Source organism: Dietzia sp. B44, from assembly GCF_014145245.1.
Lineage (GTDB): Bacteria > Actinomycetota > Actinomycetes > Mycobacteriales > Mycobacteriaceae > Dietzia > Dietzia natronolimnaea.
The window spans coordinates 1-3,892 of sequence record NZ_JAALEF010000384.1; the positions used below are offsets into that span (position 1 = coordinate 1).

General features: G+C 69.7%; 4 protein-coding genes. All 4 read right to left on the reverse strand.

Going from position 1 to position 3,892, the window contains the following annotated elements; all coding sequences use genetic code 11:
- On the reverse strand, positions 1–243 hold a 243-nt coding region (locus tag G6017_RS12470; RefSeq protein ID WP_182617635.1), incomplete at its 3' end, for an alpha/beta fold hydrolase.
- A 146-nt stretch (positions 244–389) separates the two neighbouring features.
- A complete protein-coding gene (locus G6017_RS12475) occupies positions 390–905 on the reverse strand; it encodes a phage holin family protein (protein ID WP_179524416.1) in 516 nt (171 codons plus the stop codon).
- An 81-nt stretch (positions 906–986) separates the two neighbouring features.
- The gene (acs, locus tag G6017_RS12480; RefSeq protein ID WP_182610671.1) at positions 987–2,954 is read right to left on the reverse strand and encodes an acetate--CoA ligase; all 1,968 of its coding nucleotides are present in this window, start codon (positions 2,952–2,954) and stop codon (positions 987–989) included.
- A 144-nt stretch (positions 2,955–3,098) separates the two neighbouring features.
- Positions 3,099–3,695, reverse strand: a complete 597-nt coding sequence (locus G6017_RS12485) for a PRC-barrel domain-containing protein (RefSeq protein WP_182617637.1) — start codon at positions 3,693–3,695, stop codon at positions 3,099–3,101.
- Between the last annotated feature and the right edge of the window lie 197 nt (positions 3,696–3,892).

Sequence of the window (3,892 nt, forward strand, 5' to 3'; positions counted from 1 at the left end):
GGTCCAGGCCACGAATCCGCCCTCGCCCTGCCCCACGATCACCGCCGAGGTGTGGCCGAGAGCGCGGATGAGGTGCGTGATGTCGGCGGCCAGCGTCCACCCGTCGTAGCCGCGCGGTGGTTTGTCGGAGTCCCCGTGGCCGCGGAGGTCCGCCGCGACGGCGTGGAAACCGGCCTCGGCCAGCGCGACGACGGGCGCCCGCATGGTCCACCAGATGCCGCCCAGGCCGTGGATCATCAGCACCAGCGGTGGCAGTTCACCGGGGACGGTGTCGGGCGGGAGAGCCTCGGCGACGTGCAGGCGGATGCCGTTGGCCGAGACGTCACGATGCCGCCACGACCCGTCGATCCTGACGATCGACGGGTCGGGCGGCCGGTGTGCTGGCGTCTTCAGCTGCGCGTGGCGGGCTGGGGCGTCTCGGTGACCCGGACCGTCCCGGGCCGCGGCTCGGCGCCCGTGGGCATGGCCAGCTTGAGGTCGGACACCGAGTCGATGGTGCGCTGGGGCTTACGGATCTTCTTGATCTTGCGGTAACCCAGCAGCCCGCACACCGCCGCCAGCAGCACCAGCACCACGAAGACGATGAGGAACCCGATCCAGTCCCACGACTTGGTACCGAACCACAGCGAGATGAGCTTCGCCCACATGAAGACGAACGGGAAGAAGGACATGAGGAGCAGCACGAGCGCCGCGACGAAGAAGCCCGACCCGGTGGCCGCCTTCTTGACCTGCTCGGTGACCTCGGTCTTCGCGAGCTCGATCTCCGCGCGGACGAGAGTGGACACCTGCGTCGTGGCGTTCTTGACCAGGGTCCCGATGCTGGCGTCGCCCCGACCGATCGAATCCGCGTCGTGCAGAGGGATCGATGCCTCGGTCGGCGAGTGGGTTCCCTGGGCGTGGCTCACGGTTGTTCCTCCATTGTCAGGCGACGGATGCACCGTCGTCCATCGTGCCACGACACGTGGCTGCCTTCACCCGCTACCCGGTCAGCCGCGCGTGCCCTTCTCCCTGATCTGCTCCATGATGGTCGGATCCGACAGCGTCGAGGTGTCCCCGCCGTCGCGGCCCTCGGCCATGTCCTTGAGCAGGCGCCGCATGATCTTCCCGGACCGCGTCTTGGGCAGCTCGGGCACGATCGTGATGTCGCGCGGCTTGGCGATCGGGGAGATCTCCCGCGACACCTCGGCCCGCAGCTCGTCGATGAGCTTCTGCCGGTCCTCCTCGGCGTCGACGTTGCCGCGCAGGATCACGTAGGCGACGATCGCCTGACCGGTGGTCTCGTCGTTGGCGCCGACCACCGCCGCCTCGGCGACCGCGCGGTGACCCACGAGGGCGGACTCGACCTCCGAGGTGGAGATGCGGTGACCGGAGATGTTCATGACGTCGTCGACGCGGCCCAGCACCCACAGCGCGCCGTCGGCGTCCCACTTGGCGCCGTCACCGGCGAAGTAGTACCCCTCCTCGGCGAACCGGGACCAGTAGGTGTCGCGGTAGCGCTCCATGTCGCCCCAGATGCCGCGGAGCATGGACGGCCACGGCTCGGTGAGCACCAGGAAGCCCTGCTCCTCCGCGCCGACCTCCTTGGCGTCGCTGTCCACGATGGCCACGTCGATTCCGGGCAGCGGCCGCATGGCCGAACCGGGCTTGGTCTCGGTCACGCCCGGCAGCGGGGAGATCATGATCGCGCCGGTCTCGGTCTGCCACCACGTGTCCACGATGGGTGCCTTGCCGCCGCCGAGGTTGTCGCGGTACCAGCGCCACGCCTCCGGGTTGATCGGCTCACCGACGGAGCCGAGCAGGCGGATCGAGGACAGGTCGTGGGCGGCCGGGATCTCGGCGCCCCACTTCATGAAGGTCCGCACGAGGGTCGGCGCCGAGTAGTAGATGGTGACGCCGTACTTCTCGATGATCTGGAAGTGGCGGTGCTCGTCCGGCGAGTTGGGGGTGCCCTCGTAGACGATGCACTCGGCACCGTTCGAGAGCGGGGCGTACACGCCGTACGTGTGGCCGGTGACCCAGCCGACGTCCGCGGTGCACCAGTAGACGTCCTGGCCGGCCTTGTGGTCGAACACGTTGTGGTGGGTGTAGGACGCCTGGGTGAGGTAGCCGCCGGAGGTGTGGACGATGCCCTTGGGCTTGCCCGTGGTCCCGGAGGTGTAGAGCAGGAACAGCGGGTGCTCGGAGTCGAAGGCCTCCGGCGTGTGCTCGGTGGACTGCTGCGGGACCACCTCGTCCCACCAGACGTCCCGGCCCTCCGTCCACTCGACGTCCAGGCCGGTGCGGCGCACGACGAGGACGTTCTGCACGGACTTCGCGTGCCCGTCGACGCCCTCGAGATTCCCGGCCAGCGCGTCGTCGACGCCGGCCTTCAGCGGCGCCGGCTTGCCACGACGGAACTGTCCGTCAGCGGTGATCACGAGCTTGGCCTCGGCGTCGTCGATACGGGAGCGCAGGGCGGCGGGCGAGAAGCCGGCGAACACGACGGAGTGGGTCAGGCCGAGGCGTGCGCAGGCCAGCATGGCGATGTAGACCTCGGGCAGCAGCGGCATGTAGATGGCCACCCGGTCGCCGGCGACCAGCCCGAGGGAGCTGAGGTAGTTGGCCGCGCGGCTGACCTCGTCCTTGAGTTCGGCGTAGGTGATGTCCCGCGCGTCGTCCTCGGGCTCGCCGATCCAGTGGATGGCCACCCGGTCGCCGTTGCCGGCCTCGACGTGGCGGTCCACGCAGTTGTGGGCCACGTTGAGCGTGCCGCCCACGAACCACTTGGCGACCGGGGCGTCGGACCAGTCGAGGACCTCGGACCACTCGGTCGACCAGTCCAGGCGCCGTGCCTGCTCGTCCCAGAACGCGAGTCGGTCGGAGGCTGCGACGTCGTAGAGGTCGGCCTGCGCGTTGGCCTGTGCGGTGAAGTCGGGGTCGGGGGCGTAGGTCTGGGTGTGGTCGTGATCGGTCATCAGCGGCTCTCTCTCGGAATATGTGTTCACGGCGGCCGGAGTCGACACGGCGGAAACGACCGGACCGGTTTCTGTGAGCGTAGTCACATACCTGGTGCCGTGTTTCGCAACACACCCGATAGGGGGACGCGGGGGGAGGCGGGGTCAGGACCTCGGCTCGCGGCCTGCGGATTCGCCGGTCTCCCCGCCCTCCGCAGGGGTGGCGCCGGCACTCTTCGGGGTCTCGGCCCTCGCGTTGTCGGGGCCGTCGCCCACCGCGGTGGCGGGTGACGTCGTCGTCGCAGTCTTCCCCGCGCCCTTCGGCGCCTCGCCCGGCGACGTCCCGACGGTCCCGGGCGCCGTCTTCCCGGGCGCGGTCTTCCCGGGCGACTTCTCTCCGGCGGGCTTCTCCCCGGCCGGCTTCGTGCCCGGGGTCCCCGTCTTCTCCGGGGCCTCGAGCCCGTAGTACTCCAGGAGCTTGACCTCCTGTTCCGGTGTCAGGGCGTCTTCGGTGTGATCGGGGCGCGGGGAGTCCCGGATGACGGCACGGGTGTGGTCCACGTGCAGCTCGTCGTCGAGGAGCCGCGCTCCATGGAGGGGGACGATGGCGTCCGAGGAGAAGATGCCGGTCGAGACGGTCGCGAAGGTGATCTTGCCGCTGGCGTCGTCCACGTACACCTGGCGGACCGCGCCGATCTTGGTCCCAGTCGAATCGAATGCCGTCGCGTCCAGCAGTGCGTCGAGTTGGTCCTTGAGGGTCACGGGATCTCCGGGGGGTCGAGGTGGGGGGCGGGGCCGGGGAGCACCCTGAGGTACTGCTGATTACACCAGCTAGACAGCGGTTGAGCCGGGTCTTGGCCGCCTGTGTCGGCGGATTGCGGTGCGCGGGGCGGCGGTCGCCCACGGGTCGGTAACCTCGTCCGGGTGAACACTCGCGCCCAGGACCCCCTCGCCCCGCT